This window comes from Sphingopyxis sp., assembly GCF_019459305.1.
Taxonomy (GTDB): domain Bacteria; phylum Pseudomonadota; class Alphaproteobacteria; order Sphingomonadales; family Sphingomonadaceae; genus Sphingopyxis.
This window is the reverse complement of record NZ_JAIBES010000076.1, coordinates 1-26587: the sequence shown is the minus strand read 5'-3', so window position 1 is coordinate 26587 and position 26587 is coordinate 1. Positions and strand designations below refer to the sequence as shown.

Annotated in this window: 29 protein-coding genes and 2 pseudogenes; 13 read left to right on the top strand and 18 right to left on the bottom strand. The window is 63.4% G+C overall.

The genetic code is table 11. The features are described 5' to 3' along the window. The 5 genes from K0M74_RS08735 to K0M74_RS08715 form a co-directional block, all read right to left on the bottom strand. Window positions 1-1121, bottom strand: a 1121-nt coding sequence (locus tag K0M74_RS08735) for a tyrosine/phenylalanine carboxypeptidase domain-containing protein (RefSeq protein ID WP_293970651.1), incomplete at its 3' end; no start/stop codon positions are given. Then, window positions 1118-1924 (bottom strand): N-formylglutamate amidohydrolase, encoded by an 807-nt coding sequence (locus tag K0M74_RS08730; RefSeq protein WP_293970648.1) that lies wholly within the window; start codon window positions 1922-1924, stop codon window positions 1118-1120. The genes K0M74_RS08730 and K0M74_RS08735, both read right to left, overlap by 4 nt. Then, complete coding sequence (locus K0M74_RS08725; RefSeq protein WP_293970645.1) at window positions 1893-2195, bottom strand: hypothetical protein; 303 nt, start codon at window positions 2193-2195, stop codon at window positions 1893-1895. The genes K0M74_RS08730 and K0M74_RS08725 overlap by 32 nt, the downstream gene beginning before the upstream one ends. A 331-nt stretch (window positions 2196-2526) precedes the next feature. Then, window positions 2527-2691 carry a hypothetical protein gene (locus K0M74_RS08720; protein WP_293970642.1) on the bottom strand — a complete coding sequence of 55 codons (165 nt, stop codon included), beginning with the start codon at window positions 2689-2691 and terminating at the stop codon, window positions 2527-2529. A gap of 45 nt (window positions 2692-2736) precedes the next feature. Then, entirely contained in the window at window positions 2737-3996 is a 1260-nt protein-coding gene (locus K0M74_RS08715; protein ID WP_293970639.1) for a cation:proton antiporter, read from the bottom strand. A gap of 506 nt (window positions 3997-4502) precedes the next feature. Here K0M74_RS08715 and K0M74_RS08710 point away from each other — a divergent pair. The 3 genes from K0M74_RS08710 (at window position 4503) to K0M74_RS08700 (ending at window position 5268) form a co-directional block, all read left to right on the top strand. Next, window positions 4503-4655: a hypothetical protein gene (locus K0M74_RS08710; RefSeq protein WP_293970635.1), complete on the top strand. Its 153-nt coding sequence runs from the start codon at window positions 4503-4505 to the stop codon at window positions 4653-4655. Between the two features lie 86 nt (window positions 4656-4741). Continuing rightward, the gene (locus K0M74_RS08705) at window positions 4742-5050 is read left to right on the top strand and encodes a hemerythrin domain-containing protein (protein ID WP_293970632.1); all 309 of its coding nucleotides are present in this window, start codon (window positions 4742-4744) and stop codon (window positions 5048-5050) included. Then, complete coding sequence (locus K0M74_RS08700; RefSeq protein WP_293970629.1) at window positions 5047-5268, top strand: hypothetical protein; 222 nt, start codon at window positions 5047-5049, stop codon at window positions 5266-5268. Before K0M74_RS08705 ends, K0M74_RS08700 begins: the two co-directional genes overlap by 4 nt. 142 nt (window positions 5269-5410) lie before the next feature. Here the strand turns inward: K0M74_RS08700 and K0M74_RS08695 are convergent, their stop codons facing one another. From K0M74_RS08695 to K0M74_RS08680, 4 genes and pseudogenes are all read right to left on the bottom strand, one after another. Then, a complete protein-coding gene (locus tag K0M74_RS08695; RefSeq protein ID WP_293970626.1) occupies window positions 5411-5653 on the bottom strand; it encodes a hypothetical protein in 243 nt (80 codons plus the stop codon). Window positions 5654-5689: 36 nt separating this feature from the next. Further along, a complete protein-coding gene (locus tag K0M74_RS08690) occupies window positions 5690-6481 on the bottom strand; it encodes a Crp/Fnr family transcriptional regulator (RefSeq protein WP_293970624.1) in 792 nt (263 codons plus the stop codon). 520 nt (window positions 6482-7001) lie between these two features. Then, a pseudogene (locus K0M74_RS08685) lies at window positions 7002-7330 on the bottom strand (two-component system response regulator); the annotation flags it as partial. A 105-nt stretch (window positions 7331-7435) separates the two neighbouring features. Further along, window positions 7436-7675: a hypothetical protein gene (locus K0M74_RS08680; RefSeq protein ID WP_293970621.1), complete on the bottom strand. Its 240-nt coding sequence runs from the start codon at window positions 7673-7675 to the stop codon at window positions 7436-7438. Window positions 7676-8589: 914 nt separating this feature from the next. Between K0M74_RS08680 and K0M74_RS08675 the strand changes: the two genes are divergently transcribed. The 3 genes from K0M74_RS08675 (at window position 8590) to K0M74_RS08665 (ending at window position 11937) form a co-directional block, all read left to right on the top strand. Further along, window positions 8590-9021: a hypothetical protein gene (locus K0M74_RS08675; RefSeq protein ID WP_293970618.1), complete on the top strand. Its 432-nt coding sequence runs from the start codon at window positions 8590-8592 to the stop codon at window positions 9019-9021. An 816-nt stretch (window positions 9022-9837) separates the two neighbouring features. Beyond that, window positions 9838-11304 carry a Fic family protein gene (locus K0M74_RS08670; RefSeq protein ID WP_293970615.1) on the top strand — a complete coding sequence of 489 codons (1467 nt, stop codon included), beginning with the start codon at window positions 9838-9840 and terminating at the stop codon, window positions 11302-11304. A gap of 6 nt (window positions 11305-11310) precedes the next feature. Continuing rightward, complete coding sequence (locus K0M74_RS08665; RefSeq protein ID WP_293970612.1) at window positions 11311-11937, top strand: alpha-galactosidase; 627 nt, start codon at window positions 11311-11313, stop codon at window positions 11935-11937. Window positions 11938-12078: 141 nt separating this feature from the next. Here K0M74_RS08665 and K0M74_RS08660 read toward each other — a convergent pair whose 3' ends face one another. The 6 genes from K0M74_RS08660 to K0M74_RS08640 form a co-directional block, all read right to left on the bottom strand. Continuing rightward, window positions 12079-12408 (bottom strand): DUF2285 domain-containing protein, encoded by a 330-nt coding sequence (locus K0M74_RS08660; RefSeq protein ID WP_293970609.1) that lies wholly within the window; start codon window positions 12406-12408, stop codon window positions 12079-12081. Beyond that, window positions 12369-12833, bottom strand: coding sequence for a DUF6499 domain-containing protein (locus tag K0M74_RS19830; protein WP_366932645.1), 465 nt, complete (start codon window positions 12831-12833; stop codon window positions 12369-12371). Before K0M74_RS19830 ends, K0M74_RS08660 begins: the two co-directional genes overlap by 40 nt. A gap of 183 nt (window positions 12834-13016) precedes the next feature. Then, window positions 13017-13943, bottom strand: coding sequence for a JAB domain-containing protein (locus K0M74_RS08655; RefSeq protein ID WP_293970606.1), 927 nt, complete (start codon window positions 13941-13943; stop codon window positions 13017-13019). A gap of 8 nt (window positions 13944-13951) precedes the next feature. Further along, the gene (locus tag K0M74_RS08650) at window positions 13952-14407 is read right to left on the bottom strand and encodes a hypothetical protein (protein ID WP_293970603.1); all 456 of its coding nucleotides are present in this window, start codon (window positions 14405-14407) and stop codon (window positions 13952-13954) included. A gap of 57 nt (window positions 14408-14464) precedes the next feature. Beyond that, the gene (locus tag K0M74_RS08645) at window positions 14465-14797 is read right to left on the bottom strand and encodes a hypothetical protein (protein WP_293970600.1); all 333 of its coding nucleotides are present in this window, start codon (window positions 14795-14797) and stop codon (window positions 14465-14467) included. Window positions 14798-14854: 57 nt separating this feature from the next. Then, window positions 14855-15370 carry a helix-turn-helix transcriptional regulator gene (locus K0M74_RS08640; protein ID WP_293970597.1) on the bottom strand — a complete coding sequence of 172 codons (516 nt, stop codon included), beginning with the start codon at window positions 15368-15370 and terminating at the stop codon, window positions 14855-14857. Between the two features lie 437 nt (window positions 15371-15807). Between K0M74_RS08640 and K0M74_RS08635 the strand changes: the two genes are divergently transcribed. From K0M74_RS08635 to K0M74_RS08615, 5 genes and pseudogenes are all read left to right on the top strand, one after another. Then, window positions 15808-16551, top strand: coding sequence for a LuxR family transcriptional regulator (locus K0M74_RS08635; RefSeq protein WP_293970593.1), 744 nt, complete (start codon window positions 15808-15810; stop codon window positions 16549-16551). 80 nt (window positions 16552-16631) lie between these two features. Beyond that, window positions 16632-17258 (top strand): acyl-homoserine-lactone synthase, encoded by a 627-nt coding sequence (locus K0M74_RS08630; RefSeq protein ID WP_293970590.1) that lies wholly within the window; start codon window positions 16632-16634, stop codon window positions 17256-17258. Window positions 17259-17323: 65 nt separating this feature from the next. Further along, a pseudogene (locus K0M74_RS08625) lies at window positions 17324-18154 on the top strand (phytanoyl-CoA dioxygenase family protein); the annotation flags it as partial. A 21-nt stretch (window positions 18155-18175) separates the two neighbouring features. Further along, the gene (locus K0M74_RS08620; protein ID WP_366932644.1) at window positions 18176-18799 is read left to right on the top strand and encodes a GntR family transcriptional regulator; all 624 of its coding nucleotides are present in this window, start codon (window positions 18176-18178) and stop codon (window positions 18797-18799) included. Window positions 18800-18895: 96 nt separating this feature from the next. Beyond that, a complete protein-coding gene (locus K0M74_RS08615) occupies window positions 18896-19033 on the top strand; it encodes a hypothetical protein (protein ID WP_293970587.1) in 138 nt (45 codons plus the stop codon). A gap of 60 nt (window positions 19034-19093) precedes the next feature. Here K0M74_RS08615 and K0M74_RS08610 read toward each other — a convergent pair whose 3' ends face one another. Next, window positions 19094-19243, bottom strand: coding sequence for a hypothetical protein (locus tag K0M74_RS08610; RefSeq protein ID WP_293970584.1), 150 nt, complete (start codon window positions 19241-19243; stop codon window positions 19094-19096). A 99-nt stretch (window positions 19244-19342) separates the two neighbouring features. Here K0M74_RS08610 and K0M74_RS08605 point away from each other — a divergent pair, with 99 nt between their 5' ends. Together K0M74_RS08605 and K0M74_RS08600 are read left to right on the top strand one after the other, a co-directional pair. After that, a complete protein-coding gene (locus K0M74_RS08605) occupies window positions 19343-19744 on the top strand; it encodes a lasso peptide biosynthesis B2 protein (protein WP_293970581.1) in 402 nt (133 codons plus the stop codon). After that, window positions 19741-21456: an asparagine synthetase B family protein gene (locus K0M74_RS08600; protein WP_293970578.1), complete on the top strand. Its 1716-nt coding sequence runs from the start codon at window positions 19741-19743 to the stop codon at window positions 21454-21456. Before K0M74_RS08605 ends, K0M74_RS08600 begins: the two co-directional genes overlap by 4 nt. A 56-nt stretch (window positions 21457-21512) precedes the next feature. Here the strand turns inward: K0M74_RS08600 and K0M74_RS08595 are convergent, their stop codons facing one another. Then, window positions 21513-23492, bottom strand: coding sequence for an Atxe2 family lasso peptide isopeptidase (locus K0M74_RS08595; protein WP_293970575.1), 1980 nt, complete (start codon window positions 23490-23492; stop codon window positions 21513-21515). Beyond that, entirely contained in the window at window positions 23486-26425 is a 2940-nt protein-coding gene (locus K0M74_RS08590) for a TonB-dependent receptor (protein WP_293970572.1), read from the bottom strand. Before K0M74_RS08590 ends, K0M74_RS08595 begins: the two co-directional genes overlap by 7 nt. Window positions 26426-26587 lie beyond the last annotated feature (162 nt).

The following is a 26587-nucleotide window of genomic DNA, read 5'->3' as shown; positions in this document are numbered from 1 at the left end:
GTCGCGGCGGGCGCCCGCGACCGCGATCCGAGGATGTCGTGGGCGGCGGCGAGAAGCCCACTGTCGACCGGTTCGTAGAGCATCAGCGACGCATAGCGGAACCGGTCGCTGTTCCGGCAGGCAAGCATCGACAGCTGATGATCGATCTCTTGCCGTTTTTCTGAAAACAGGCTTTCGAGCATCGGATCCTCGACCTTTTTGAGATCGATTTTATAAAGCGCGCGCTTGGCCTCGTCGGGATCGACCGTCAGCGGCCGGTAACGAAACTCGGGCGCTTGCTCATATCCGGATGCAGCAAATCGCTCCTGCGCTTCGCTGCCATTGATCGGCGACACCGCCATCAGAAAATCATAGGTGCCGCAAATGAGGTTCAGCTTTTCGTCGGCTGCTCGCGCCGCATCGACAAACGAACTTCGCCCCAGGCTGCGGTAATGCGCCGGAGCGCCAAGTTTGCTGTGCTCCATGAAGCTGCAGGCGGCCTTCAGGATGGCGTCGAACGTCGCCACCTGCAGGTCATGGAAGATCTGCGGATAGATATCGTCGCCGTCCGGCGTCAGGTGAATATGCGGCAGCGCAAGCCGGATCGTTTCGCCAGCTGAACGACCGTCGCTGCTGGTTGGTAGCATTTGCTCGGCTGGATCGAGCGGGGCGATCTCCCCGACCTTGCAGTGACGCAGATCAATCTCGATTTGCTCGAGGGCTTCGCGCAGGCTGGATGCGGCGGCTTGCACGGATGGATCAGCCGTCGCGGCAATCCGGCACTCGAACGGTGGCAGCCGCGGCGCATCCTCGGGTTTTGCCGGAGGGCGCACAAGGTCGACCAGCTCAATGATCAGGAAGGCCGGAAAATGACGGCGCGCTTCGGTAGCGACTGCGTCAAGCGTTGCCGCCGCCGCCGCATCGTCATGGGCTGGCCAGACGATATATGCCGGACTCGTCACGCTGATCTCCAGCGCAAGGCTCGCGGCGATGTCGGGATCGAAGCGATGGATGACGATGAAGGGGAGCGGCCGATCGACATGAACGCGGCCATGCGCGCCGAACGCGCTGCGCAGCGCTCCGCTATCGCTGAATTCGACGGCGGCAACGTCAACTGCGCAAGCTTCGCCGATCGCCGTCATTTAAGCGCTGCCTCAGCCGCGGCGGCGCTGTGTGCAATGAGATCGCGCATCGCGGCGAGCGCCGCCGTGTCCGGCACCCCGGACCATTCATCCATGAAGAATTTCTTGAATTCGACCGCGATTGCGCAGCCTTGTTGGGGATAACGCGCATGCACAAAGCGCGTCAGCGCTCCCTTTCCCTGAAAGGCGACATTCTCGCGAACGTCGAGCTTGCGGCCGTTGAAGTTGAAATCGCGCATCGCCTCGATGATCGGATCGAGAACGGATGCCCAATGATCGCGCGGCATCGAATAGGTGCCGATATTGATGTCGGGCGCATCCTCTTGCGGCGTCGCCGCGGCGCCGGGTCCGTCCCGGCGGTGGTTATAGCTATGGATGTCGAACAAGATGAATCGCTCGTGCTGCGCGGCCATTGCGTCAAGCGTGTCGGCCATCATTCTATAGAACGCACTATGGAGCGCGAGCGAGCGTGCGACCAGGTCATCCGACGGTTCCGAGCGCCAGACCTTCAGCCCCCAACTTTGCTCGGGAGTACGATAAACGGCCTCGTCAATTTCCCGGTTGAGATCGACTTCGAAGCGCGAGCGTGCTGCGATCACGTGATTAGGAACTGCGGCAGCAGCGTAACCAGTGTGGGGGTCTTCTTCGCGCAGGCGGTCGCTTTCCGTAAGCGCCATCGCCGCACGAGTTTCGGCCCCCAGGCCATGGCCGTCATGGATGGCAGTCGCAATGATAGGACCTGAGCCCCTTTGCAACCGCCACCAGATGTTGTCATCGCATGTCAGACGGCCCGAATTTGCCATGTGTGTCGCGTCGTTCCTTGCCTTTGCAACTTAACGACAGCGCCCTGAAAGGGTTCCCCACAGCCGAGCTCTGCATGGTTATCGCAGCGACGCGGCAAGGCCGCGTGCGAACAAGATTTGGCAGGAAACCGCCGTGTCTCTTCGGCCCGATTTGACGCCCGCCCGCCGCTTCGATGGTGCGAACCAGTTCGAGATTTTCAAGCAGGACTTCGCCCGAATAGCCGTCCGCATCGAGCAATACCGAGCGGCGCACCCCGGCGACCCTGGCCAATCGCCATCCGCGAGGCGGCTCTGCAGGCTGCGCGCGGTGTCCCAGCGTGCGTGCCAGCGCAGCGGACGAAACAGGTTCTGCGGTCGGACGACGGAGAAATCCCCAAGGGCGGCGACCATAGGACGCAGCGCTGCGCGCCGATAGTGAACAACTCGGCGGCGACAATGACCGCGTCATGCTTCGCTGCCGTTGCGCCCCTCATGACGCCGCCGACCTTGCCGTTCGTCGCTCGAATTTCGGGGGGGCATGTGGCGCAAGATCCCTGCCCAGGCGTCCGCATGGACGGCAAAAGTCTCGGGCGCTGAGCCATCGACGACGATCGCGCCGTCCATCATCCGGCCAGCTGGCGGGGCGACCCGCTGAGCGCGCGAAGCTTCGGCGTGAACGATGCGGTGGACAGCACATAGCTGGCGGCAAGCGGCGGGTGCCCGGTCGGAACGCGGTGATGGGGAGCGGGGGCATCGTAACCGGACCCGTCCCGGTGAAATATTTCCATCTTCGGCGAACGGCCTGTTTGGGATTGCCGCTCCAGCCCGGAACGTCAGGTGCGTCTGCCGCGCTGGCGCCGAATGATATGATCGACGACCGGCCCCGCCGTGAAGCCATGAACGACGGTCGACAACAGGATCGTCAGCGCGATCGTTGCCCATAATTGCCCTTCGTTGACCAGCTCGAGATGGCTGGTCGCATAGGCGAGATAGTATATCGACCCGATCCCGCGCACGCCATAGAAGGCGACGACGAGCCGGTCCTGCGACGGCAGGTCGGTGCCGACCATGCTGAGCCACCCGGCGAGCGGGCGCACGATGAACAGCAGGCCGATCGCGATGCCCGCATGCGCCCAGTCGAGCTCACCGAACAGCAGCGGGAAGGTGCCGCCGATCAGGATCAGAAGCAGCGCGGTGAGCGCGAGTTCGATCGCTTCGTTGAAACTGTGGAGTTTGCCATGGAATTCATGGCTGGCCTCGAACCGGCGCAGCACGACCCCGGCGACGAAACAGGCGATGAAGCCATAGCCTTCGACCAGTTCGGTCGCGCCATAGCAGAGCAGCACCCCGGCGATCGCCAGCACGCCCGAGGCGGTGTCGGCAAGGACATTGCCGCGTGGGATAACGAACAGGATACGCGCGAGCAACCATCCGACCACCGCACCGCCGATACAGCCGACCAGGATGCGATAAGCGACGTCGAGCAGCAGCCATTCGCCCAGCATCGCGGCCGAAAAGCCCGTGGTGCCGACGAGCAGGCCGAGATAGACGAACGGGAAAGCCAGCCCGTCGTTCAGCCCCGCTTCAGTGGTGAGCGCAAACCGTACCGGCTGTTCCTGGCCTTCGGTCGGCGGTCCAACCTGGACTTCGCCGGCGAGCACGGGGTCGGTCGGCGCCAGCACCGCGCCGAGCAGGATTGCGCCCGCCAGCGTCATCCCGGCAAAAGTCAGACCCATGAACGCCACCGCGGCGATCGTAATTGGCATCGCAATCGCCAGCAGCCGGATCGTCGGACGCCAGCGGCGGTAGTTCGACAAGTCGTCGATCCGTATGCCCGTGCCAAACAAGGCGACAATCACCGCAAGCTCGCTGGCCAGCTCCCAGAATTTCGGCGCCGCGCGGGGATCGAGCGTTTTGGCGACATCGGGCAGTATCCAGTAGATCGCGATCCCGAACAGGATGAGCAGCGCCGATGCCGCCGGTTCGCGCCCCGACAGGAAGCGCGGCAGCCAAAAGGCCGCAATGATCCCGGCGCCGATGAGCGCCATGCCGACATGATAACTACTCAATGCAAAGAAGGGTTGATCGTCCATTCAAGCCTGTTGGGGGCGAATTTCAAAACCGGTGACATTGGGGTCACCCGGCAGGCTGGCGGCCAGCTGCTCGGCGCGGCTTTTGGGAGGCCCATTTCCTTTCTATGCTGCCGAGTAAGCAACTCGTCATCGCAGTCGGCGACCGGCCGACCTAGTGGACGGTTTGGCCGAAGATACCTAGCCGATAGTTCGTGGGTTTTGAAGGATATTCGCGCCGCACTTAACTTAGGTTAGAAGGCGATGGTTGCGGCTGCGCTATGCCGAACTGGCTGCGACGAGAGAGGATGTGCAGCGACCCGCACATACGGCTCGTCGCAGCGACCTTTGAATACCTTGCTTCCCCCCTCTGGGGCGTCGGGGGCGAGCGCAGAGCGAGGCTAGGGCGGGGCCCCCCTTTAGAATCGTCATAACATATGTTAAGTCAAGGAAATATAAGCAACAATTCTGTGATTTGCGCGTCTCTCTTCTGCCTATCCAAGGGCGCACGTTGAAGAGAGGATGACAAGATGGCTCAGAACAATCAGGGCGACCAGCAGGGCGGCCAACAGCCCGGCAAGAATCCCGGCCAGCAGGATCAGCAGGGCGACCAGAACCGCCAGCCGGGTCAGGACCGCGGCGATGATCGCAAGCAGGCCGGTGACGACACCAATCGTCGCTAAAGGCGCACCGTCGCGTCAGTCGAGGCCGGACCGCACATTCCCCGCGGTTCGGCCTTATTCGGTTTCGCCATCCTCTCAGGATAGAGATGATGCGTGTATCCAGCGATGCCGGGGCAACGCATGTCCTGAGGGCCAATGACCGCGCCAGCGACAAGCTGTTTGCCCAGTTTGAGCGGGCGGCCGGTGCTGCCGTCAAGAGCGATAGTGCCAGCCGGATTTGCACCGAACTCGAGATACACACCCAGATCGAGGAAGAAATCTTCTATCCCGCGCTCGACGGCAAGATCGGCGACGATCTCCTCAAACAAGCCCATGGTGAGCATGACGGGGCCAAGCCGCTGATCAACAAGATCGCGCAGCACACCCTGACGATGCATATTTTGATGCCAAGGTGACGGTGCTCGAGGAAGAGATCGAAAATCATGGGAAGGAAGAGGAAAAGCAGCACCGCAATATGTTCCGGCAGGCGCGCGCCGCTGATGTCGATCTTCACGCGCTAAGCGAGCGAATACTGGCCCGCAGGGAGGAACTGAAGACCCTCGCGGAAACGAAGGGCCTGCCGCCCGCGCAAACAACCACGATGGAGACATGTCGCCCCGACGGCCGGATTTGACATTGCAGCGGCGCTGCATTCGGGGGCACCCCGCGCGTCCGACCGCGGCGCCCGTTTCACAAGTCAACATATCTTGCGCCAATTGGCGGCACTACTCCGATGCCAGTGATGCATTGGGCATGCTTGGCGCGAGCGACGTTGCTCAGTTCTTCTGCAAATTTCCATCGACCGCGAGAATGATGATCGCGCAGCTGAGTGCGCCGTCTTCGTCGGTAACAGTGATGCGCAGCTCGTCGTCGCGCACCATCAAGTCAGGATCGTCGCGCAAGAGGGCGCCGCCGTAGCGCACGGCTTCGCGCCTGGCCGCTGCGGGGTCGGGGAGCTCGTGCCCACATCGGTCGATGTCCTGCGTGCCGTCACAGGTATGGAAGAAATAGCGTGGCATGGCAGTTGGGCTCCTTTGCGGTGGACCCGCTCAGCATCAACCCTTGGAGGCTTCGTTTTGATGCAGATAAATATCAGAAAATTCTGCGATTTTTCGCAAGGTTCGCACATCGCCGAGCTGCATTCGCCGATTGACGCGCTGCACCGCGCCGGTTTCCTCCAGGGTCTTGATTGTTCGATTGATATGCACTGGTGTTAACCCGAGCAGATCCGCCAATTGCTCCTGCGTCAGCGGCACCTCGAACGCTTCAATCCGCTTCTTTGCAATCTGCTCGACGCGGCAGTGCAGTTCGCAAAGCAGGTGGGCGAGACGGGACAGGGCGTTGCGACGACCGATATTGAGCAACCATTCCCGCCCGATCGACGCTTCGATCAAAATGTCGATGAGAACGGCGCGGGCGAGCGCGGGGCGCGGCGCGACCAGCTTTTCCAGATCCTTCAACGAAAATATCGCCAGTTCGACGCGGGTGAGCGCCTGAAGGTCATGGTCGGCGCATTGCAGATAGAGCGACTGGAAGTCGAGCGGATCGCCCGGAATTTTGAGCGCGACGATTTGCCGCCCGCCCTCCGCGGAAGTTTTTTGCCGGTAGGCAAAGCCTGACAGGATCACCGGGCAGATTGATGCACGCTCGCCCTCGCTCAGGATATAGGCGTTGGGTTCCATGGACCGCAGGCTGAAAGGAAGTGCCGCGATGGCGGCCTGGTCATCCGTCGAAAGTCGGCTGTGGCTCAGCAGCTTGCGAACAAAGATGCCAAGCCGTCCCTCCAAAACCGACGACTGTCCATCGCCCACCCAGTGCGTGCTATGCTGTTCCACATCCTGGCTCACCGCATATCCTTCGAGCTGACCAACCTCCCGTAAAAACAGCGTGAGCGCGGGAGGGTTCCGTCAGATTTGCCTCGCAGAAAGAAGCGATGGTTCGAGCGTCTAAACTTCATTTGATCACCGCCATCGTAACATGGATCAAGTCGCGATCTTGATGACGTCGCTATATTTTCGTCAACGCTGGTTAAACGCGGGGGGACGCATGACGACAAGCGAGGATGACCCGGTCTGGGCGGCCGTGCTTGCCGCCGAAGATGAATATGGCGAGGGGGCTGAGGACCATGCGCGGCGCGAACTGGCAAGTGCGATCGCCGCGGGCGACATGCGACAAGCGCTGATCTGGGAGGCGGCCGCGCAGTCGCTTCATACGTTTCACACCATCAACCGGACCTGGGTGCGGTCCCGCGGTGATCTGTTGCCGCGGATCATTCCGACGAACGCGCGAACCCACGAAAGTCCCGAATGACGCCGCGTGCCTGTCGCCGCCGCGGCGGTGGGAGCAGTACCTGCAAAGCGCCGGCAGCAGCCGTGAAAAGGCCTGAAAGCGGCGCACGGCAAGGTCGATGACGGGCTTGATTCGCTGTTTCGACAGCCCGTCGACGACATAGGCCGACACGCCGGTGTCGATCGCCGCGCCGGTTGCTTCGGCGTCGCTCTGGTCGACGAACATCGCGATGGGCCGCGCGAGCGCGCGCGACATGGCAAAAAGTCCTCGAGCAGGTTGCGGCTGGGGTTTTCGAGATTCACCAATATGACTTCGGGCTTTGCCGCCTCGATTTGGGCCACGAGCGCGCCCGCCGGATCGATAAGCACCAGATCGTCGAGACCCGCCTCGCGCAGACCATCAGAAATGGAATGGCGGGCGGGAACGGGATTTGCCTGCTTCTGGGCTAATCCTTCCCCTGGCGAAGGCCGAGGCAACTCTCAGCGGCTTAGTTCAAGGGGCAGGCGCCCCCATCAGCCGAAGAGACGACGAAGCCAACCCCGCTTTTTTGGAACGACTGGGGATTGACCGGAAAGCCGCACCAGATAATTGCCTAAGATAGCCGCTTGCTGTTTGGTCATAGTGAACCGGAACAAATCAGGGTCGTGCTTCTTGGCCGCTTCCGAAGACTGTACGCTTTCAAGCCGGAGCATAATGCGGTCACCCGCATCATGGTGAGTCCAGCCAACCAGAGCCCCAAAACTCTCCATCATCGCGCCGCCCCTTCACGATTTTCGCGCGACTGATGCCGACAGTCCGCGATGGGTTGATACCAGATCTCCCGAAGAATGTCGTCTAAAGGTCGCTTGACGTCGTCCGCGCGTGAACATGGCGAATGACGGCCAACCTGGATCCACACCCGATGCCGATAGGTCCCGCCTCACGCGCTGCGGCGCCGATCATCGCTCTTTCCGGTTTGCGGAGAGCCATGATCGCCGCCCGGGCCTCGGGCAGATAGTCTTGCCAAAGCGGCTTGCCGTCCATCGTCGCGCCGGGTGGATTTGCATCCAGCTCGCAAAGGGCGGGGCGACTCTTTCCAGGCCGAAGGTCATCTCGAGTGGATAACTTAGAACTCCGAGCTGACCCGGCTGGATTTATAGTCTCTCGAACGGTCAGAAATCGGCGATAACCTAAGCTCGCAGATCGGTGGGTTTCCGAATCCCGATCCCTGTCTACGGCGAAGTTATGACGAGAAGTTCATCCATTGCTGAACGAGTCGAAGCGCTGATCCGGCAGATGGACGGCACACTTCTCTGTGACGATTGCATCACCGACGGCTCGACCTTTCTTCCATTGCGCAGACCAGCGTTGCGACGGGCGCGGCTGTCGGCGTCAGGGGTTTTGAACGGTCCAGGGGACCGTGCGGCCTCTGCGGCGAGCCGCGGCACGTCATTCGTCACAAGGTCTGAACTTGGCATTTTCGTCGCGGGCAAATCGAGCCCGGCTGAATTGAGCGTGCTCTGGCACCGGCAAGCGGCGCCAAGGACCGCGGGTTGTCTTGGGCCGCACAGCGCACTGCTGGGACCTCGCCAGGCGCGCGTTTTTTAAGGGCGCTTCGCGCCGGGTCTTTGATGGTTTTCGATCGCCTTGGTATTTGAATCGATCCGTCGTCCGCATTACGGATGGGATGATGTTCAGCCTGTTTCTGCTCGCCTCGGTCGTTCCCTCCGGCCAAGCCTTCGCCTGCACCCCCGTCGCGGTCTGGGATGGTGACGGCCCGATATGGTGCGCGGAAGGGCCGCATATCCGCCTCTCGGGCGTTGCCGCGCGCGAAATGAACGGCAGTTGCAGTCCAGGGCATCCCTGCCCGGACGCCGACCCGGTCGCGGCGCGCGATCATCTCGTCGGCCTGCTCGGGATGCCGCAAGGGCGGAACCGGACCGGACATATCCTCGTTCGCGGTCCGGCCATGCGCTGCGTCTCGCGCGGCGGGGCCGGCGGCACCCGTACCGCCGCCTTCTGCACATCGCCCCGTTCTGGCGATATTTCCTGCGCCATGGTGCGGAGCGGCCTTGCCGCGCGCTGGGACAAATATTGGGGTGCGCATCGCTGCGGCTGATCCGAGCCGGTCGAGCGCGTCGGCCCCGTGGGCGGTCCCTCGCGTTCCCCGCTAATCGTTCGATGGCCGTGGCGGAGTTTTCGCTCAATTGCCCGAGGCCATGCCTTCCTGTCGCCTTTCTGCGGGCCCGGCTCGCCTCTGGCCGTCAACCCCATAGCGACCGCCCGAAACGCGGCCGGAGGCCACGGGCACCGCCGATCGCTATAAACGAACGGCGTCTACATAGGGAACGATCCCGGGGATCGCTCCCCCTCAGCTACGGTGCCATACGTCAATGCGTTGAAGAGACAGGATAATGGCGGGGCATGGCTGGTATCGCCTCGCGCGGGCCATACGAAGATATCGCATCATTCCAAGCAGATAGGGGCCAAGGGCTGGCACCTCTTTTATCTCGCCCTCCAACGATCGCCATAGCGATCTCTCGGCGGCTTTCTTGATAGGCGAGGTAATTCAACAGCTTGGTGGCGCAAATGGCACGATAATGGCACCATGAGTCTCCCCATGGTGCCGCCGGTTTCCCCTTAATTATGGTGTGCAGACAATGACTTATCCCATAGGGGAGGAACAGCTTTTATCTTGCCCGACCTTCCCACGCGCAAAGAGGCGGCATATCCATCGGAGATGACCGTGCACTCCGTTGTTGGCGATTAACTTGCAAAAACTCGGTCAGTGCGCGTGTTAAGGCACGAAAATTCGCGTTCAAATCAATGGTTCAAATCTATCGAAGTGTTTCACCCTTCCTTAACTCGCGTTATTTCCCATAAATCACTTCTTAATTAGCGAAAATTCGGCTATGCGGCATTCAGGAGATTCTTAATGCCTGAATTTTCAGTTACCCAGCTTCCCGAGGTGTTTGTCTCGGACACGGCGATCTCGAAAAATGTTCATGCCGCGGTGGCAAAGGGGCAATTGCGAAAGATTGGCTCGCGACTGTATACCCGCAACTTCACCGAGGATCCGGAAAAAATCGTGCGCCGTAACTGGTATGGCCTGGTCGCGAATTATTTTCCCGACGCCGTCATAGCCGATCGCACGGCGCTTGAAAACAAGCCGGCCGAGGACGGCTCGATCTTCCTGATTTCTGCGAAAACCCGCGAAGTTGCATTACCCGGCCTCTACCTACGTCCGCGTACCGGTCCGGGCCCGCTCGAAAGCGACAGGCCGCTCTCGGGTGTCCGACTGGCATCGACAGCGCGCGCCTATCTTGAGAATATGCGACTTTCGCGCGCGCGAGGTGGGCGAGCACAACGTACTCTGCCACGCGAAGATGTCGAAAAACGGCTCGACGCGCTACTACGCCGACAGGATGCGGCCGCCATCAACCGCATTCGCGACGATGCGCGCAGGATCGCGCCCGAGCTTGGCTATGACGCCGAATTCGCTGAACTCGACGGCCTGATCGGATCGTTGCTCGGCACGCGTGAAGCGAAGCTGGAGAGCGAGGTCGGCAAGGCGCGTAACACCGGCGAGCCTTATGATCCGAATCGTTTGCAGCTGTTCGAAACCCTGATGTTTGCGCTGCGGGACAGCATCGCCGCGCGACGTGAAGTGCCGCCCCGCAGTGCCGACGCCAATGCCACGCTCGCCTTTTTTGAGGCCTATTTCTCCAACTTCATCGAAGGTACCGAGTTCACCGTCGATGAGGCTGCCGAGATCGTCTTCGAAGGTGTTATTCCCGCCGAACGGCCGGCCGACGCACATGATGTGCTCGGGACCTTCCGGGTCGTCTCGGACATCGAACATCTAAAGCAGCTCCCGGCAAGCTACGCCGAATTCCGCCAGCTGCTGCGGCATCGGCACGCCATGGTGATGGAAGCGCGGCCCGACAAGGGCCCCGGGGCGTTCAAGGCCAAGCCAAACCAGGCCGGAATGACGGTCTTTGTAGCACCTGATCTCGTGGAAGGAACATTGGAACGCGGCTATCATCTCTCCCAGGCGCTCGGTGACCCATTGCATCGCGCGATCTATATCATGGCGCTGGTCAGTGAGGTTCACCCCTTTGCCGACGGCAATGGCCGGATTGCGCGGATTATGATGAATGCCGAATTGGTCGCGGCGGGCGAAGAACGGATCATCATTCCGACGGCTTATCGAACCGATTATCTCACCGCTCTCAAGGCCTTCACGCACAGCGCGCGGATGGAACCGGTAATCCGCATGCTGTCAGTCGCGCAGGGTTATACGAGCCGGATCGACTGGTCATCGATCGATATTGCGCGGGCGAATTTGGCGGCAACGAATGCTTTCGATGAGGGCGAGCTTGCGAAGCTTAAGCTCGCCTGACCGACGTTGCCCAACCTCGCTGAATATTGCCGCAGCTTATCCGTGCTGATGTTAATCAGCCGGCGGCGCAGCAACTCAGGCTGGTTCGATTTCCTGCCGCTTGGCGCCACCGGAAATCATGTTGGCCCAAGCCCGAACCCCATAACAGGACGCTGCCTGCCAATGGATCTCCGAGCAAAAGTCGCGATGTTCGGCCATATGGGGGTAGAGGCTGATCCGGCCGCAATGTCCGCTTCCGACAGGGCGTTGCTTGCCGCGCAAATCGCGCTCTACAAAGAATGGCGGGACGTTATTCATCGAGGTTCCCTCACAAGAATAGCTAAGACTCTGCCAGGTGCGTTCGGGTACCTTGCGTTGTCCGGGGCGTGTGGTCTTGCACTGGTGGCGCAAACGAAATTCGCCGATGATTATTCGTCCCCGTCAGTCAGGATGCACGGACTGGATCCCGCGGCGAGCTATCGTCTCCGCCTCCTGCTTGCTGGGACTCCACCAAGCGATGGACGGGTCGCCCAGCCCGAATTGTGGCATTCCGGTACGGTGAAAACCGGGCCGGAGCTCTTAAAAGCAGGTATCCTGCTTCCGGCTTCGGGGCCCGAGACTGCCTGGTTGATTTCGCTCGAGCGGGTTGCTTGATGATGTTCAGATCGGTCCGGATCGGACTATATCGGGGTTGCGGCGGGCGTGGTCACGTTTTGCCCGACAAGTTGCGCAGACTTACGCGCCGCTCACATCAACTCGATGTGGCACTCGGCCGCATATAGTTTCGCGTATTGCTCAATCAAAACAGGGGCCGTCGAGGGGGCAGGACAAGCGCATGCGCGCCATCTTGAACAGCCGCGGTACCCTCAATCGGTGCGACGGGTTCTCAACCCGCCAGCGGCGCGTGGCGACTGCGGCGCCAAACAGCTGGCGCGCCAACTGGTGCTGGCTCGCCCCGGCCAGCATCGCGTCGCCCGCGCGCAGCTCGCGGATCCACTGCGCGGCCTTGCGCTCGCGCGGTATCATCGACGGGGGCAAATGACCTGCGCCGGCCAGGACGATAAATTGCTTGAGCGCATCGAGCTTCAGCCTGGCCGACGGCAGACCTGCGATCCGCTGCTCCACGAGGGCGGCACCACCGAGCAGCGTGCCGCCTTGAAGTTCGAGGCGAATTGCCCAATGGCCATCGATGAGCAGCCAGTGCTCGTTTTGGCGTCAATTTCGACCGAAACAAACGGCGCAACCGACCGAACATCGAAAAGATCGTCAGCGGGAGCGGCGGCTGCGGCAAGCCTGGCGCGAAGCACGCGGGGATCTTTGTCAATGCTCCAGATTGGACGGGCATCATGCCCTGGCAGTGCGGGGTCGATCCAGCCGAGCAGCGCAAAGCGTTCAGGACCAGCGGCTCCCGGACGGTTGCGATGAGACCAGAGGCGGCGGTACATGTCGTTTCGGCGCAGCCACTCCCCCGCGAAAGTGCGGCGATCCGAAACAAGCAATTCGCGGTACGCGTCGGTCGAGCGCCAGTCTGCCGCCGGTCCGCCCGTCAGCTGGAATAACCTGAATATCTTCGGAAAATATCGATGGGGACAGGCGAACGCACCGGGGGCCGGCCTCAGCGGCTGCGAGCAGGCGCCGCCGAACGAGCAAGCTGTCGGCGCTGGCCACGGGCTACCGCGCGCCTTTCGTGCGCCGCCGTTAGCGGAGCGCGCGGCGGGCGCATCATAAGCACACTATTCAGTGCCTTCGGCAAAATAAGCTCGCAGTCGATGCGCGACGGTGGGGGCGATATTGATAAGGCTTCGTCGTCCGTCGGCCGTGTCTGGCGATCGCTGAAGAATGCCGTCGTCGCACATCCGCTGTATCAACTTCATCGCGCTGCTTGTCGGAATGGCGGCGGTGACGCACAGCGCCGACATCGAGAGGCGCTGGCCTTTGGCCTCGTGGATGAACAGGTCGAGCAATATGTCCCAGGCCGGCTCGCCGAAATGTTCGGAACCGTCCAATATCTGGCTGCGCAGGATTCTCCGCCGGAATGTCACCTCGGCGTTGCGGAGGGCGCGCAGGTCGGCGGCGTCGTCACCAGACGGCTCGCTGCGGAAAAACATGGCCCAGTTGCGCGCCGGCTTGTCGGCCAATTTGCCACCAGCGATGAGGTGGTGCGTCCGGGCTGCGGTCACGATGATGTGATCGAGGATTTCGACGCCGAGCGCGCGTCCGAGCTGGTCGAGACGCTGCGTGGTCGCGACGTCGTCCGCGCTTGGCGTATCATCGCCGCTCGGATGGTTGTGGACAAGGATGATCGCGGCCGCATTATGCTCCAGCGCGCGGCGGAAGATCGTCCGCGGATAAATGGCGAGCTGGGTCAGAGTGCCCTGCTGCAGGGGCTCGTCGGCGATCAGCCGGTGGCCGGCATCGAGAAACAGCACCCGGAGCATCTCGTCGGGCAGTGAACCCATGGAGGCAATCAGATAGCGGCGCAGCGCCGGGTCAGACGGATCGAGGCGAACCGAGCGAAGGTCCGAACGCATGCCTTCGAACATTGCATCGCGCACGCTCGCGAGAAAGGTTTGAACTTTGGGCCAATCGGCGAGGATCCGCGACAGGCGTTCCGGGGGCTGCGACCAGAGGCGTCCAAGCTCCTTGAACTCGGCCAGCAAGACTGTCGCTATCTGCTCGCATGCGGCTGGCTCGACGAACCCCAGGAGCGATACCAGGATTGATCGGTCCCGCTCGTCCGCAGCCGCATCTGGTGTCGCCACGTGGCAAAGACGAGCAGGGGAGGGAGTAGCCAGGCGGCAGCGACCTGCATCGTAAGATAAACAATCGGATGAACCGACAGGTCGGCGACTTTCCCGATATGCGCCATCAAAGGCAGGAATTGCAGCACCGCCGCCGGCATCGGCCAGAAGCGATGCGCCGTCATCGCAAGGGCAAAGGTTGCCCCTGCTGCCATCAGATCGATCAGCAGGTGTCCCATGTCGACGCTGCTGAAGCGCGGCGGGACGAAGAGGTGCAGAAGCTGGTCCGCGAGCAGCATGGCGATCAGGATCAACGCCATCGCGCGCTCGGGACCGCCGCCTTTTCTCAGCGCATAGAGGAGGGCCGCCGACAAGATGGTCACGAAGACCGCTATTCGAATCATCGCTGTCTTTCTCCATGAGGGCGACCCTCGTCAAAATCACGCCGCCGCGGCTGACCAGTCCGCACTGGGAGCGGCCCGCGCGGGACAGTCATGGAGGTCGAGCCCTGCGGTCTCTTGCGCGATTTCCGCCAGATCACCGTGGACGCGCAGCACATCGCCGCTGGCGCCGACCAGCGCGCTCTGGACCTTGGCGAGGCGCTGGATCGTCGCATGGCCTCGCACAGCGGGAACGCCGGGCGTGTCGCGCCGCGCGGTGACCACGCTTGTCATCAGCGAGGAGACCGCGATCAACGCGTCATCGATACGATATTCCGCTGCTGGCACCTGGTGCTGCAGGCGAGCGACGACGAATGGTATGTTTTCAGACATGATTGCTCCTATCGCGGACCCGAAGAGGGGGTCCCTGGGGATGGACATTGAGAAGAATCAGCGCGCGACCAGACGGGTCAGCGATTCGGCAATTCCGAGGCTTCCCAGCACGAAGATGATCAGGGTAACGAGGGCTGCTGCCGTGATCGCCATTCTTGTGTGAAGCTTGTGGTCGTGCCGCCAGATCTTCCCGAACGACAGGTTCGCCAAGGATCTTCCATCCTCTGCACGGCGGGTCTCGCCAAGCCCGAGGACGGTAGCAAGACCGTCGTCTGTACGCCGGGATGGCACGGGCGAAGGAGTAGCGGGAACCTGCACGGGATCATATGCGATCCGGTCGCATATCTTTTTGAGCCGCGCATATCGATTGGCTGTGTCGCCGCGATCGCGCCCGCCCAGCACCAGACGCGCTGCGGTGATGCGTTGGTCGACCGTATATTTCGAGACCCCGAGTTCTCGTCCGATCTGTTTCGAAGTTTTGTGTTCGAGCAGGAGATCCAGGCAAGCGCGCTGCTTATCCGTCAATCGCGCCCAACACTGGCGATCCTCGGCAGACGCTTGCGACCCTTCCATCTTCACACTGCTCCCTCTTGCATCGCCGTCTGAAAGTCGGCGTTACATCCCATCCATAAATGCCCGCTTGTCTTTCGATATGACGGCGCTGGCGGGCGCCAGCCTTGCCTTCATCGGCGATGCCCAGCCGACCCCGGCAACAGCGCGAACCCGCGCGCGGGGTGACCGGCGCCGGGGGCCACGACGACGGGGTCGCCGCGCGCTGGCGGCATCTTAAGCCAGGTTCGGACCCAGAAAAACTCTCAATTTGAGACTAACTCACGAAAATATTTGAACTATATCCGGTCGATCTTACAGTGGCGACTTCGCATCCCTTGATGCGAGGGTTGGATCCATCGCGGAACGCATGCCATTTGAGAAGGCGAGCGGGTCGGCAACGGACAGGGGCAAAACCGGGCGAGCGGTCGAGAACGCCGCCGGCGTTGCCATAGGTCGTAATGCCCAAACTCGACGCCGCGCAGCGCTTCAAGGCTGAGCTTCTGAATGTTTCGAGTAAAGCCGCCTTGGCCGAGCTTTTGGTGGAAGCCTGCGCGGCGATGGGATGCTCGTGGTTCGCGCTCACTCATCACATCGACTTTCTGGCCGGGCCGGAGAAGGGCGTGCGCCTCCATAATTATCCCGAGGAATGGGTGCGCTGGTTCGATGAACAGGGCCTCGGCGTCAACGACCCGGTTCACCGCGCCAGCCAGCGGCGCGCCGCCGGCTTCCTGTGGCACGAGATGGGCACATTTTCCCGGCCGCGCCGGGGAGACCGGGCCATTTTGGCGCGGGCGCGACACCATGGCATCTATGACGGACTGACCATCCCGACCCACATCCCCGGCGAAGCGCATGGCTCGGTATCCTTCGCCTGGTCGCGGGGCAGTTCCGCGACGCCCGAAGCCTTGATGTTCGCGCAGTCGCTCGGTGCGTTCGTCTTCGAGGCCGCGCGCCAATTGTCGGGTGGGGGCGCCGCCAACGATCCGCCGCGCCTGACCGACCGGCAGATCGAATGCCTGCTATGGGCGGCACGCGGCAAGTCGGATTCGGTCATTGCCCAGATCATGAATCTGCGGACCGATACGGTGAGCGAGCATTTGCGCAATGCGCGCAGCCGTTATGACGCCCGAAGCCGGATCAGTCTTGCGATCCGCGCCCTGTTCGACGGGACGATTTGCTTCGGCGACATCGCAAAAGGCTAAAATACCCCCCTTTCTTGGTATGGCGGGAGCAATTTTTTCGGTCCAATTGGTCTGTCTCTTTCACCTGAGGAGACAAGCCGATGTTCATCTCGATCCATCACGACAACTGCGCGCACGAGCATGTCGCGCTCCGCTCGATGTTCGAAGCGCGCAAGCGCATTTTTGTCGATCGCCTGGGTTGGGACCTCCCTATACTGGCGGGCCGCTTCGAAATCGACCATTTCGACGACCCTCATGCCACCTATCTGATCGTCACCGACGGCGACGGCGACCACCGCGCGTCGGCGCGGCTGTTGCCGACGACGCGGCCCGCGCTGCTCGATGGGCTTTTTCCGCATCTCGTGGCGGGATCGGTACCGCAAGGCCCGGCGATCTTCGAGATCACGCGCTTCTGTGTCTCGCGCGGCGCGAGCGCTGCGGTGCGGCGCAAGGCGCGCGACAAATTGCTGCTCGGCCTCGTCGACTATGCACTCGCAAATGGCATCGAAACCTACACCGGGGTCGCCGAACTGGCCTGGTTTCGCCAGGTGCAGCGCTTCGGATGGGATTGCAGCGCGCTCGGCGAGCCCTGCCTCGACGGCGGTCGGACGCTCACCGCGCTGCAGATCGAGATCGCCGCCGATACCCGCGCGCGGCTCGCCGCGGCGGGAATCGGAGCGACGACGATCGGGCAGGCCGATCGGACGTCCGCGCCGGTTGCGGCGTGAAGGGGGGCAGGCCGATGACAAACATGACTGCACTTGCGCCGTTCGACCATGCCGATCGCGCCGCCATGGGCGCGCTCGCGACTCATGGCTATGCCATCCTGCGCGGTGCGATGGGCACCGAGACTATGGCCGAAATCGAGGCCGATCTGGCCGATCGGTTTGACGTCACCCCCTTTTGTCGCGGCGGCTTTTACGGCGAACGCACCAAGCGCTTCGGTCGTCTCTTGCTCCGATCATCCTTGGCCGAGCGGCTTGTGATGCATCCTGCGATCCTGGCAATGGCGCAGAGGACGCTCGGCGCCTGGTGCGACCGGATTCAGCTCAACCTCACGCAGGCGATCGAACTCCACCCCGGCGCACCGGCGCAGTTACCGCATCGCGACCAGGACATGTGGCAGGGGTCGCTCGGCGAAGTCGAGTATCTGATCAACGTGATGTGGCCGCTGACCCCCTTCACCAGAGACAATGGCGCGACAATCATCTGGCCGGGGAGCCATGGCGCCGCGGCGCTCCTGGAGGAGCCGAGAGAAGCGCCGATCGTGGCGGAAGCAAGCGCGGGGGACGCTATCATATTTCTCGGGTCAACGCTGCACGGCGCCGGCGCCAACCGCAGCCGCTGCGTCCGGCGCGGCATCATCATCAGCTATTGTCTCGGCTGGCTCAAACCTTACGAGAACCAGTGGCTGGCCTATCCACCCGAGATCGCGCGCAACTTTGTGCCCGAGCTCGCCGCGCTCGCCGGTTATGCGCAGCATCGGCCCAATCTCGGAAATTTCGAGGGACAGTGTCCCTCGGTGCTTTTCGGCGGTTATCCCGAGGCGCCGCTCGCCGCGACCGATGCACTGCGTCCAGGCCAGGCGGCGCTGCTGGACGACTTCGTCGCCGGGCAGCGCCAGGCGGACGGGAGGGCGCGTGCCATGAACGCGGGTTCGACGATGGAGCGGGTCTATCTCGACCTCAAGGCGCGCCTTCTCGCCGGGCAATATCCGCCCGGCACCCGCCTCGATCCGGTTCAGCTGGCGAAATCGCTGCGCGCCAGTGCGACCCCGGTCCGCGAGGCGCTGCACCGGCTCGCCGGCGAGCGGATCATCGACAGCTGGCACCAGGAAGGGTTCCGGCCGCCGATCCTTGCCGAAGCGGATCTGCACGATCTGTATAACTGGGCCTCGCATTTGCTCGGGCTGGCGCTCAGAAGCGAAGTGCCCGTGCCCGACCCGCCAGCTGTGCTGGTCAATCTCGCATCGCATGCCGACTATGCCGAAGCTCTCGACTCGCTCTTTCGCGCGATTGCGATGGGAAGCGCCAACCGCGAGATCCGCTTCGCGATTTTCAGTCTGGTCGAGCGCAGTCATGTCTTTCGCCGCGCTGAAGTCCGCGTCGATCCGTCGGCACGCGAGCTGCTGGCGGCGATGGCAGCCGATTATCGCTTCGCGCGCTGGAGCGCGCTGCGCGCCAAGATCACGCGCTTTCACCGGCACCGTATGGCGATGGCCGGCCGCGTCGTCGCCGAACTGAGACCCCGCGACGAGCCGCTGCGATGATATTCGACCGATAGCCGAACTATAAAAACTCTATCCGGTTCGAGGAGCGTAACTTCCGAACTGCCGCAATTCCGCGGCATATCAGAGGAGGTTCGCATGAACCACAATGACATCGTCGAAGACGGCATCGAAGAACTGGGCGTCGCCAGCGTCGAAACGCGTGGCACCGAATTCCCGGTTCCGGAGTCGATCGGGCGCAAGCTCGAGCCCGACGCCGGCATTTCGGTCGACTGACAATCGGAGGGCGCGGTGCTCACGCGCGCCGCGCCCTCAAGTCCCGATATGCCCTATCATCTACCAGCTCATATCAGCTTTGGTTTCATCGGCCAGCGAGCGGTCGTTCTCGATACGACGGCAGATCGCTATTTTTTGCTCGCCGGCACCGAAGCCCATCTTCTCGCCGGCTTCGATAACACACCCGCGGACGCCGCGCGGGCGGACCATCTTGCTGCTCGCGGCTTGCTCGCGCGAGGAGCAGGGCAGGCAATTGCTCCGGTCGAAGCGCGGGAACCAACCCGATGCGCCCTTGAGGACCAGGGGGCCGTGACCAGGATTGGCGCGTGGGAGGTTGGACGCCGCAGATTCGAAGCGTCGCTCTGGCTGCGCTTTGGCGGCCTTTCCCCGACAGTCGAACGATGGCGCCAGCTGCGTGCCAGATCAGTCCGTCGCCTCGGGCGCGGTAGGCTCGCGGCCAGCGCCGGCGACGTGAGCGATCTGGCGCGCGGATACGCGGATGCGCGCCTCTATGTTCCCGCGCGGCGGCGCTGCGTCCCCGACAGCCTGGCTATGATATACAGCCTCTGGCGCCGCGGGCATGATGCTGAACTATATTTCGGCGTGCGCCTCGAACCTTTTGCAGCGCATTGTTGGGTGCAGAGCGGCGACCTGCTTCTTTCCGATCCCCTCGATATCGTCCGCGAATTCACCCCGGTGTTCCGCCTGTGAGCTTGCGGTGTGCGCTCCTTGACGGCACCGCCAGCCAAAGGGGCTTGCCGGGCGGCGTCGCGCATCTCGCCGCCATTGGCGCGGCGTCGCTGGTCGGCGACGCCGTGACGCCGATTGGCGTCACCGGGAGTTTCGCGCTGGTCGGCTGGGCATTTCGCAGCGCAGGTTTCGGCGCATGCGAGCAATTGGAGGCAGAGGAAGCCGAGCGAATACTCGCTACCGGCGGGCGCTGGGCGCTCGAAAATCTCTGGGGCAACTACATCCTTTTCTGGGCTGATCGGGACGGGCGGGTACATATCCTGCGCTCGCCGGTGACCGGCCCGGCCATCTATCATTGTGCCGCGGGCGAGACCGGTCGAGGCCCGGCCTTTGCCTTCACCGACCTCGCGCTTGCGCGCGCGCTCGGCTTCGCGCTTGATCGGCCGGACCCGGCCGCGATCGATGCCGAGATGCGGATTCCGCTGCTGCGCGGCCATGCGACCGGTCTGCGGGGGGTCGGTGAAATCTTGCCCGGCGAGATTGTCCGGCTCGGGAGCGCGGCTCCGCTCCCGGAGAGCTGGTCGCCGTGGAACCGGATGAAGGCGGCGCCGCGCCGCGTCGAGCCCGATGCGCTGCGCCGCAAGGTCATGAGCGTCGTGTCGGCCTGGAGCATGCGCTTTGGCCGCATACAGCTGGAGCTCTCGGGCGGGCTCGACAGTTCGATCGTGGCGGCCTGTCTCGCCGGGCGCCGCGACGATTGGCGAGCGATCACCTTGGCAACGCCCGATCCCGATGGCGACGAACGCGTATATGCCCGCGCTGCCGCCGAGCGCGCCGGAGCGCCGCTCATCGAGCTTCTTCTGTCGGACGATCCCGTCGATCCCACGGCGCCGATCGCCCGTCCGCGCGCGCGTCCGGGCGGCTTCGGACTGCTTGCACCCGTAGACGCGCATCTCGGTACAGCAGCGGCGGATTATGGCGCCGAAGCAATTTTCACTGGTGCCGGGGGCGACAATATTTTCGGCTATCTCACCTCGGCGGCACCGATCGTTGACGCTTTCCGTTTCGCAGGGCCGGGCGCGGCGTGGGGCGCAGCAGGCGACCTGGCGCGTATTATGAACGATAATATCTGGAAGGCGCTGCGGCTTGCGGCGCGCAAGGCCGTGCTGCATGGGCGTCTCTGGCCGTCCGACGACAGCCTGCTGTCGGAGCGTTTCGCCGGCCGCGAGCCCAAGCACCCCTGGTTCGACGGCGCGCTCGAAGCATGGCCGGGGCAGCGCACTTATGCGCTCAAGCTCCTGCCGATCCAGCCCTTTCTCGACGGATATGACCGCGCGCTGAGGTTGCCGATGATCGCGCCGTTGCTCTCGCAGCCGCTCGTTGAATTCGGGCTCGGCGTCCCGAGCTGGCAGTGGGGCGAAGGCGGACAGGATCGCGCGCTCGCGCGCAGCGCGTTCCGCAATGACGTCCCCGCGGCGGTGCTCACGCGGCGGGTGAAGGGGCGGATTGAATCGCTCTTTTACCCGAGCTTCGACCGGCATCGCAGCCGCCTGCGGTCCTTCCTGCTCGATGGCTGGCTGGCGTCTGAGCAACTCATCGACGGCGATGCCGTCGGCGCGCTCATCGATGGCAAGATACGGGCCGATGGCGTTGCCGCCATCCGGCTTCTCCATCTCGCCGACATGGAGCGCTGGGTCCGATCGCTGGTGTCCCCAATTCGACCTGCGAGCTGACCATTCGAAAAAACCGTGCCGGACGCGCGCCGGGGAACGTGCGTCCGGCACGGGCCCTACGGCGCGGGAACGGGCAAGGACTGTCCCGCGCTGAGCTGGTGCCAGCGGGCATATTGCTCGCGCTTCGCCGGGTCCGGGTCTTCTTCGCCTTTCAGCCAGAAGCGATACCAGTCGAGGTTGCGCTCATAGACGGCGCGCTTGTGGACCGGTTGCGTCTTGATATGGGGTTCATCGGCGAAGAGAATCATTTCCGCCGGCTTGCCCGCGCGTTTGAGGCGGGTATGAAATTCGATGACATAGCGCGCCTCGGACTCGGGCAGCTGCATGAGGAGCGGCGTGTCGATCCTTGCTGCGTCGGCAGCCGGCGCGAGTAAGGCCCAGCGGGCCGCATCGGCGTCCGGATCGCCGAGCTGCCAATAGCGCTTGAGCATCTCTGGAAAGCCGCGACCGGGGAGGGCGTTCGCCCAATAGTAGATATCGCTGATCTGGCCCGAGGAACTTGTCGCAGCCGCGAAGCGCTTCGATTTGCGGATCGCCCACAGCGCGACTTCGGACCCGAAACTCAGTCCTCCGATCCCAATACGCGCGGGATCGACCGTCCCGCTCGCGGCAAGCCCATCGATCGCCCTTTCGATATCGGTGAGCGCCAGCGCATAGCCCGCCTCGATCGGCCCGCCCTTGGGAGACCGCGTGCGATCCATGCAGAGGATGGCCACGCCATGCCCCACGAGCGGCAGCATAGGGATCTCGTCGCCGACACCGCCCTTCAGAAAGCCGGCGCAATGATAATATTGGATGACGAGCGGCAGGGGGCCGTTCGCCCTGGCGGGGCGGAGCAGGATGCCCGTTACATCGTCACCCCATTGCAATACCTCCGCCGACGCCGAGATGCGGCGCTGGAGACCGGCATTGGGGTCGGTGAGGGTGCGGCGTTTGCCCTGGTCGAGATCGATGCGGACGAGACGCGGCGGCTGCAGGGGGCGGCTCTCCGCGCAGACGAGCGCGCTCGCCGCGATCGCACACCGCGGCGCACGGTAGGAGGCCCGCTGCGCGCCATCGGTGGTGGCAATATGATGCGCCCGGCTAGCGCCGACCCGCCAGACCCAGACCGCTTCGCGCGCGCTGCCTTCGCGCTCGAAAAGGAGGAGCGTGTCGGCGCCGGGCCGCCAGCCAAGCGCGGCCAGACGCGGCGAACGGCAAATAGGCGCCCCGCAGGCAATCACCCGCCCATCCGGGCGCGTGACGGTCACGCGTTTCCTGTCGCCATCGGCGCCCATATCGGCTGTGTCGCCCGCCTGCGATACGACCTTCTTTCCTTGTTCGAGGCGACTTGGGGAAAAATGCGCATTGCCAGCTGGGGGCTTGCCGTCGCTCCCGACGGTTCGCTGCTGGCGCGGCGCGTCCCACAAGAGCCTTTCGCGTTCGAACCATTCGGTAGGGAGCTGCTGCATGATGCGCCGGCCATCCTCGATCGCTCCACCGGCGACGGGCTGCATGATGTCGAGATGTTCGTCGACCACCACGCCGTCGGCATAAGCGCGCCGTTCGGCCACGGCGATCGCAGCGCGTGGCGCGCCGATGGAATAGCGCAGCACCTTGGCATCGGCCGACAGCGCGAAATCGAGAATGTCCGCGTCATCGACGACCTCACGCTCGGTCGCTTCGCCCTCGCGCCAGTGCCAGATGCCCACCGCGCCATCGACAAGCGCGCGAAAGCGTAACCCGCGCGAGTCCGGATCCCATTTCGGCACTTGCTCGGCGAGCCCGCCCGAGCCTTCATATTGCGCCGCGCCCCCGCTGCCGACAGGGATCGGCCTGCCGCCGGCGAGATCGGAGACATACCAGGCCAGGACCGTCCGGTTGTCTTCGACCGATGGGCGACTGACCCGATACGCCACGCGCTTTCCGTCAGGCGAGAGGGTTGGCGCGCCGATCTCGGCGACCTCGACGAGATCGCGGGTCGCGATCGGAATGCGTGCCCTATCGGGAGCAGCGGCGGCCGCTGCCGCGGCGGCGAGGCCCGCCAACATCACCATGCGATGATCGCCTGCAGCGCGATCATGCGCCCGATGGCGCTCGCCTGCTCGGGATCATAGCCGAACGCCGAATTGCCAGTGCGAAACTGCACATAGGGCGGCGCCTTGTCGAACAGATTGTTGACGCTGAGCGCGAGCCGGAACGAACGATCGGCGGGATCGCCGATGCGTGCGCCGAGCTGGAGGTCGAAGGTCGTCCAGCTCTTGACCCGTTCGGCAGGGGTTACCGTGAGATTGCGGTAACCCGCAACATGATTGACGCCGATGCCACCGTCGAACTTGCCGAAGACAAAGCCGGTGCGGCCGCGAAGGCGCAGCTTCACCGGATTGCCGAGCGTGCCGAGCACATTGATTGCAGGCGCGGCCTCGGTGATCTGGCTATCGATTCCAAACAAGCGCGTGCCGCCGAGCGTCAGCGCCGCGCTGCCCGTGCCGACGGGGCGGGTATAGCCGATATCGAAATCGAGCCCCTGCACCCTCGATCTGGAAAGATTGAACGTGCGGCCGTCGACGATGGCGCCAACCTCACCCGGTGTCACGCCGGCGCTGTTCGAAAAGCTCGGATCGGTAAAATAGGCGGCCAGCGTCGCTGGATCGGGATTGTCATCGACGATCGCGCCATAAATGTCGCGCCGCACGAGGAAGTTGAACAGGTCGAACGATGCTGTCGCGATGCGGTCGCGGTAGCTGATGTCGAACCAGGTCAGGTTGAGCTTGGCGCCGGGAATAGCGGCGGGCTCGAAATCGAGCCCGGCAGTCCACGTCTCAGCCTTTTCGGGGCCAAGGTCGGGACGGAAGCCGAACAGCCCGAGCACCACCGTCTGGCCGGTCGGCGACGCCGGATCGGGGAGCGCGATCGTTTCGTAGAAAGCGTTGGCGGTCCCGACTAGTTCGTCGAAGAAGGGCGCGCGGAACGAGCGGCCATAGGATGCCCGCAGCGTCAGGCCTGCAAGCGGGGCCCATTGCAGGCCGAATTTGGGATTGGCGGTGTCGCCGACGTCCGAATAACTCTCAAAACGTCCCGCTGCCGAAAGGGTGAGCCTACCTGGGAAGGTGCTCCCCGCATCGAAGACCGGCACGACGAGTTCGCCGTAAAGCGCGCGGACGGTTCGGTGATCGGGAAGCCCGGGAATGCCTGAGATGCTCGGCGTATCGGCGCTGCGATCGATCGTCTGGCTATAGCGGAGCTCGTCGCGGCGATACTCCGCGCCGATCGCCATCTTCACGTCGCCCGCCGGCAGCGCGAACAGCGGACCATCGGCGCGAAACGCCGCGGCCCGGTTCTGGTAGCGCACCCGGCGCGACAGGCTGCCGCGCAGACCGTCGATCAGCGCGGGATCATTGACCGCTCCGTCGCCGAAAATGTTGATCGCCTCCGCGAGAGACGTAGCGGCGACCGACCGGGCAAGGCGGAGGCGGTGGACGATATTGACTCCGTCGTTTCGCTCACGCTGGAGGCCGTATCCGCCCGAAAGTTCGAGTGACCAGGGGCCAAGCGCCGCGCGGGCGCCGAATGTCGTGTTGAGTGCGCGCGACGAACCGCGCACGCCTTCAGGGCCGAAATCCGGCGTCGGGTCATAATAGACGCTGATATTCTGCCCGGTGCCGATCGGGTCGACATAATAGGGATTGGTCGGACGCACCGTGAGCTGGGTGATGCCGAAGACACGCTGGCGTGCCTCGAAATGCCGCTCGGCATAAAGTGCGCGCGCGAAGAGCGACACATGGTCGCCAATGTCCTGCTCGGCCGCGGCATAGAGGCTCGCACTCTTCTGGTGCGGCAAAATGTCGATGTTGCGCCTTGTGTCGCCACGATTGAAGTCGCTGCTCGGAAGGAGTTGGCTGGGTGTGAGAGCCGTTCCGTCCTGGCCGCGCGGGATCAGGAAGCGCTGGCCGTTGGCGGCGACGATCGTTCCCGGATTGGCGAAGTTCGAGCGCAGATCGGGGCCGCCAAATGCCCTCAGATCCTCGGTCGCGAAGGCGCGTTCGGTGGAGGGCAGATTGCCGCGCCTAAAATATTCGCCCGCGACGACGATATGGCCGCTCTTCCACCGCGTCCCGAATATCTGGCCGATCTGATACTCACCGAAGTCGCCATCGGCGGTGCCAGCGCGCAGCCGCGTCTCGGCGCCCTCGAAGCGATTGCGGAATCGAATGTTGACCACGCCCGCGATGGCATCCGAGCCATAGATGGCCGATGCGCCATCGGTAAGGATCTCGACCCGCTCGATCGCGGCCGATGGCACGAGCGAGAGGTCGGTGAACGCGCCCGAGCCGCCGCCGAGCGCCGGACGCGCGCCATCGAAGAGCGTGAGCGTCGAGCCACTGCCCAGCCCGCGAAGGTTGATCCCCGTTCCATAGGTGAGATTCGTATTGGCATAGCCCCGCGCGCTTGTGCCGACATTGGCTTCGGCGGGGCCGCCCGAGAAATTCTGGGGGATCGTCTGCAGAAAATCGGCGATCGTCGCGCGGCCGCTACGGTCCAGCGCGTCGCGGTCGATGGTCGTCAGGGGTGAACCAACCGGTCCGCTTCCCCGGATGCGCGATCCCGTCACCACGATGTCTTCGCGCGCCGGGTCGTAAATCGATGCTTCCCCGGCTCCATCGCCGTTTCCCAAGCGGACGATGAGCGAGCCATCGACAAGCTCGGTCACAAGGTCGGTGCCGGTAAGAAGGCGCGCCAGAGCGGCATCGGCGGTCAGTCGGCCCCGCACGCGCGCACTCTGTTTGCTGGCAACAAGACTCGACGCGACGACGAGCTCGCGGCCCGAGACCTGCGAGTAAATTCGCAGCGCGTCGCCGAGGTCCTGAGACGGAATGTCGTAGTCGCGCGGTGCCGGCTGCGACTGCGACTGCGCATGCGCTATCGGTGCGGTGGCGGTAAGGACCGCGGCGCTCGACCCAAGCAGGACTGCAAGCATCTTCAAATTCATTTCACCCTCCCGAATGCGACCTTGATTGGTCGTCCGGGGGTGCAGAACACCGGGGAGCGGAACACACCCCCCGGGGCGTGAAACTATTCTTTCGTCAGGATTATTTCGCCGCCCTCGTCTCGGGCGGCAAGACCGAGCGCCGCCGCGAGCTTGCGCGCAAGT

What these genes read in the sequence shown, in the direction of transcription:
- K0M74_RS08615 (WP_293970587.1), top strand. Translation starts at nt 18,896, where the DNA reads ATGAACCACAATGACATCGTCGAAGACGGCATCGAAGAACTGGGCGTC.
- K0M74_RS08695 (WP_293970626.1), bottom strand. Translation starts at nt 5,653, where the DNA reads ATGCCACGCTATTTCTTCCATACCTGTGACGGCACGCAGGACATCGAC.
- K0M74_RS08620 (WP_366932644.1), top strand. Translation starts at nt 18,176, where the DNA reads ATGAACGCGGGTTCGACGATGGAGCGGGTCTATCTCGACCTCAAGGCG.
- K0M74_RS08730 (WP_293970648.1), bottom strand. Translation starts at nt 1,924, where the DNA reads ATGGCAAATTCGGGCCGTCTGACATGCGATGACAACATCTGGTGGCGG.
- K0M74_RS08670 (WP_293970615.1), top strand. Translation starts at nt 9,838, where the DNA reads ATGCCTGAATTTTCAGTTACCCAGCTTCCCGAGGTGTTTGTCTCGGAC.
- K0M74_RS08720 (WP_293970642.1), bottom strand. Translation starts at nt 2,691, where the DNA reads ATGGAAATATTTCACCGGGACGGGTCCGGTTACGATGCCCCCGCTCCC.
- K0M74_RS08635 (WP_293970593.1), top strand. Translation starts at nt 15,808, where the DNA reads ATGCCCAAACTCGACGCCGCGCAGCGCTTCAAGGCTGAGCTTCTGAAT.
- K0M74_RS08645 (WP_293970600.1), bottom strand. Translation starts at nt 14,797, where the DNA reads ATGTCTGAAAACATACCATTCGTCGTCGCTCGCCTGCAGCACCAGGTG.
- K0M74_RS08640 (WP_293970597.1), bottom strand. Translation starts at nt 15,370, where the DNA reads ATGGAAGGGTCGCAAGCGTCTGCCGAGGATCGCCAGTGTTGGGCGCGA.
- K0M74_RS08675 (WP_293970618.1), top strand. Translation starts at nt 8,590, where the DNA reads ATGATGTTCAGCCTGTTTCTGCTCGCCTCGGTCGTTCCCTCCGGCCAA.
- K0M74_RS08680 (WP_293970621.1), bottom strand. Translation starts at nt 7,675, where the DNA reads ATGATGGAGAGTTTTGGGGCTCTGGTTGGCTGGACTCACCATGATGCG.
- K0M74_RS08590 (WP_293970572.1), bottom strand. Translation starts at nt 26,425, where the DNA reads ATGAATTTGAAGATGCTTGCAGTCCTGCTTGGGTCGAGCGCCGCGGTC.
- K0M74_RS08630 (WP_293970590.1), top strand. Translation starts at nt 16,632, where the DNA reads ATGTTCATCTCGATCCATCACGACAACTGCGCGCACGAGCATGTCGCG.
- K0M74_RS08610 (WP_293970584.1), bottom strand. Translation starts at nt 19,243, where the DNA reads ATGGTCCGCCCGCGCGGCGTCCGCGGGTGTGTTATCGAAGCCGGCGAG.
- K0M74_RS08710 (WP_293970635.1), top strand. Translation starts at nt 4,503, where the DNA reads ATGGCTCAGAACAATCAGGGCGACCAGCAGGGCGGCCAACAGCCCGGC.
- K0M74_RS08705 (WP_293970632.1), top strand. Translation starts at nt 4,742, where the DNA reads ATGATGCGTGTATCCAGCGATGCCGGGGCAACGCATGTCCTGAGGGCC.
- K0M74_RS08595 (WP_293970575.1), bottom strand. Translation starts at nt 23,492, where the DNA reads ATGGTGATGTTGGCGGGCCTCGCCGCCGCGGCAGCGGCCGCCGCTGCT.
- K0M74_RS08715 (WP_293970639.1), bottom strand. Translation starts at nt 3,996, where the DNA reads ATGGACGATCAACCCTTCTTTGCATTGAGTAGTTATCATGTCGGCATG.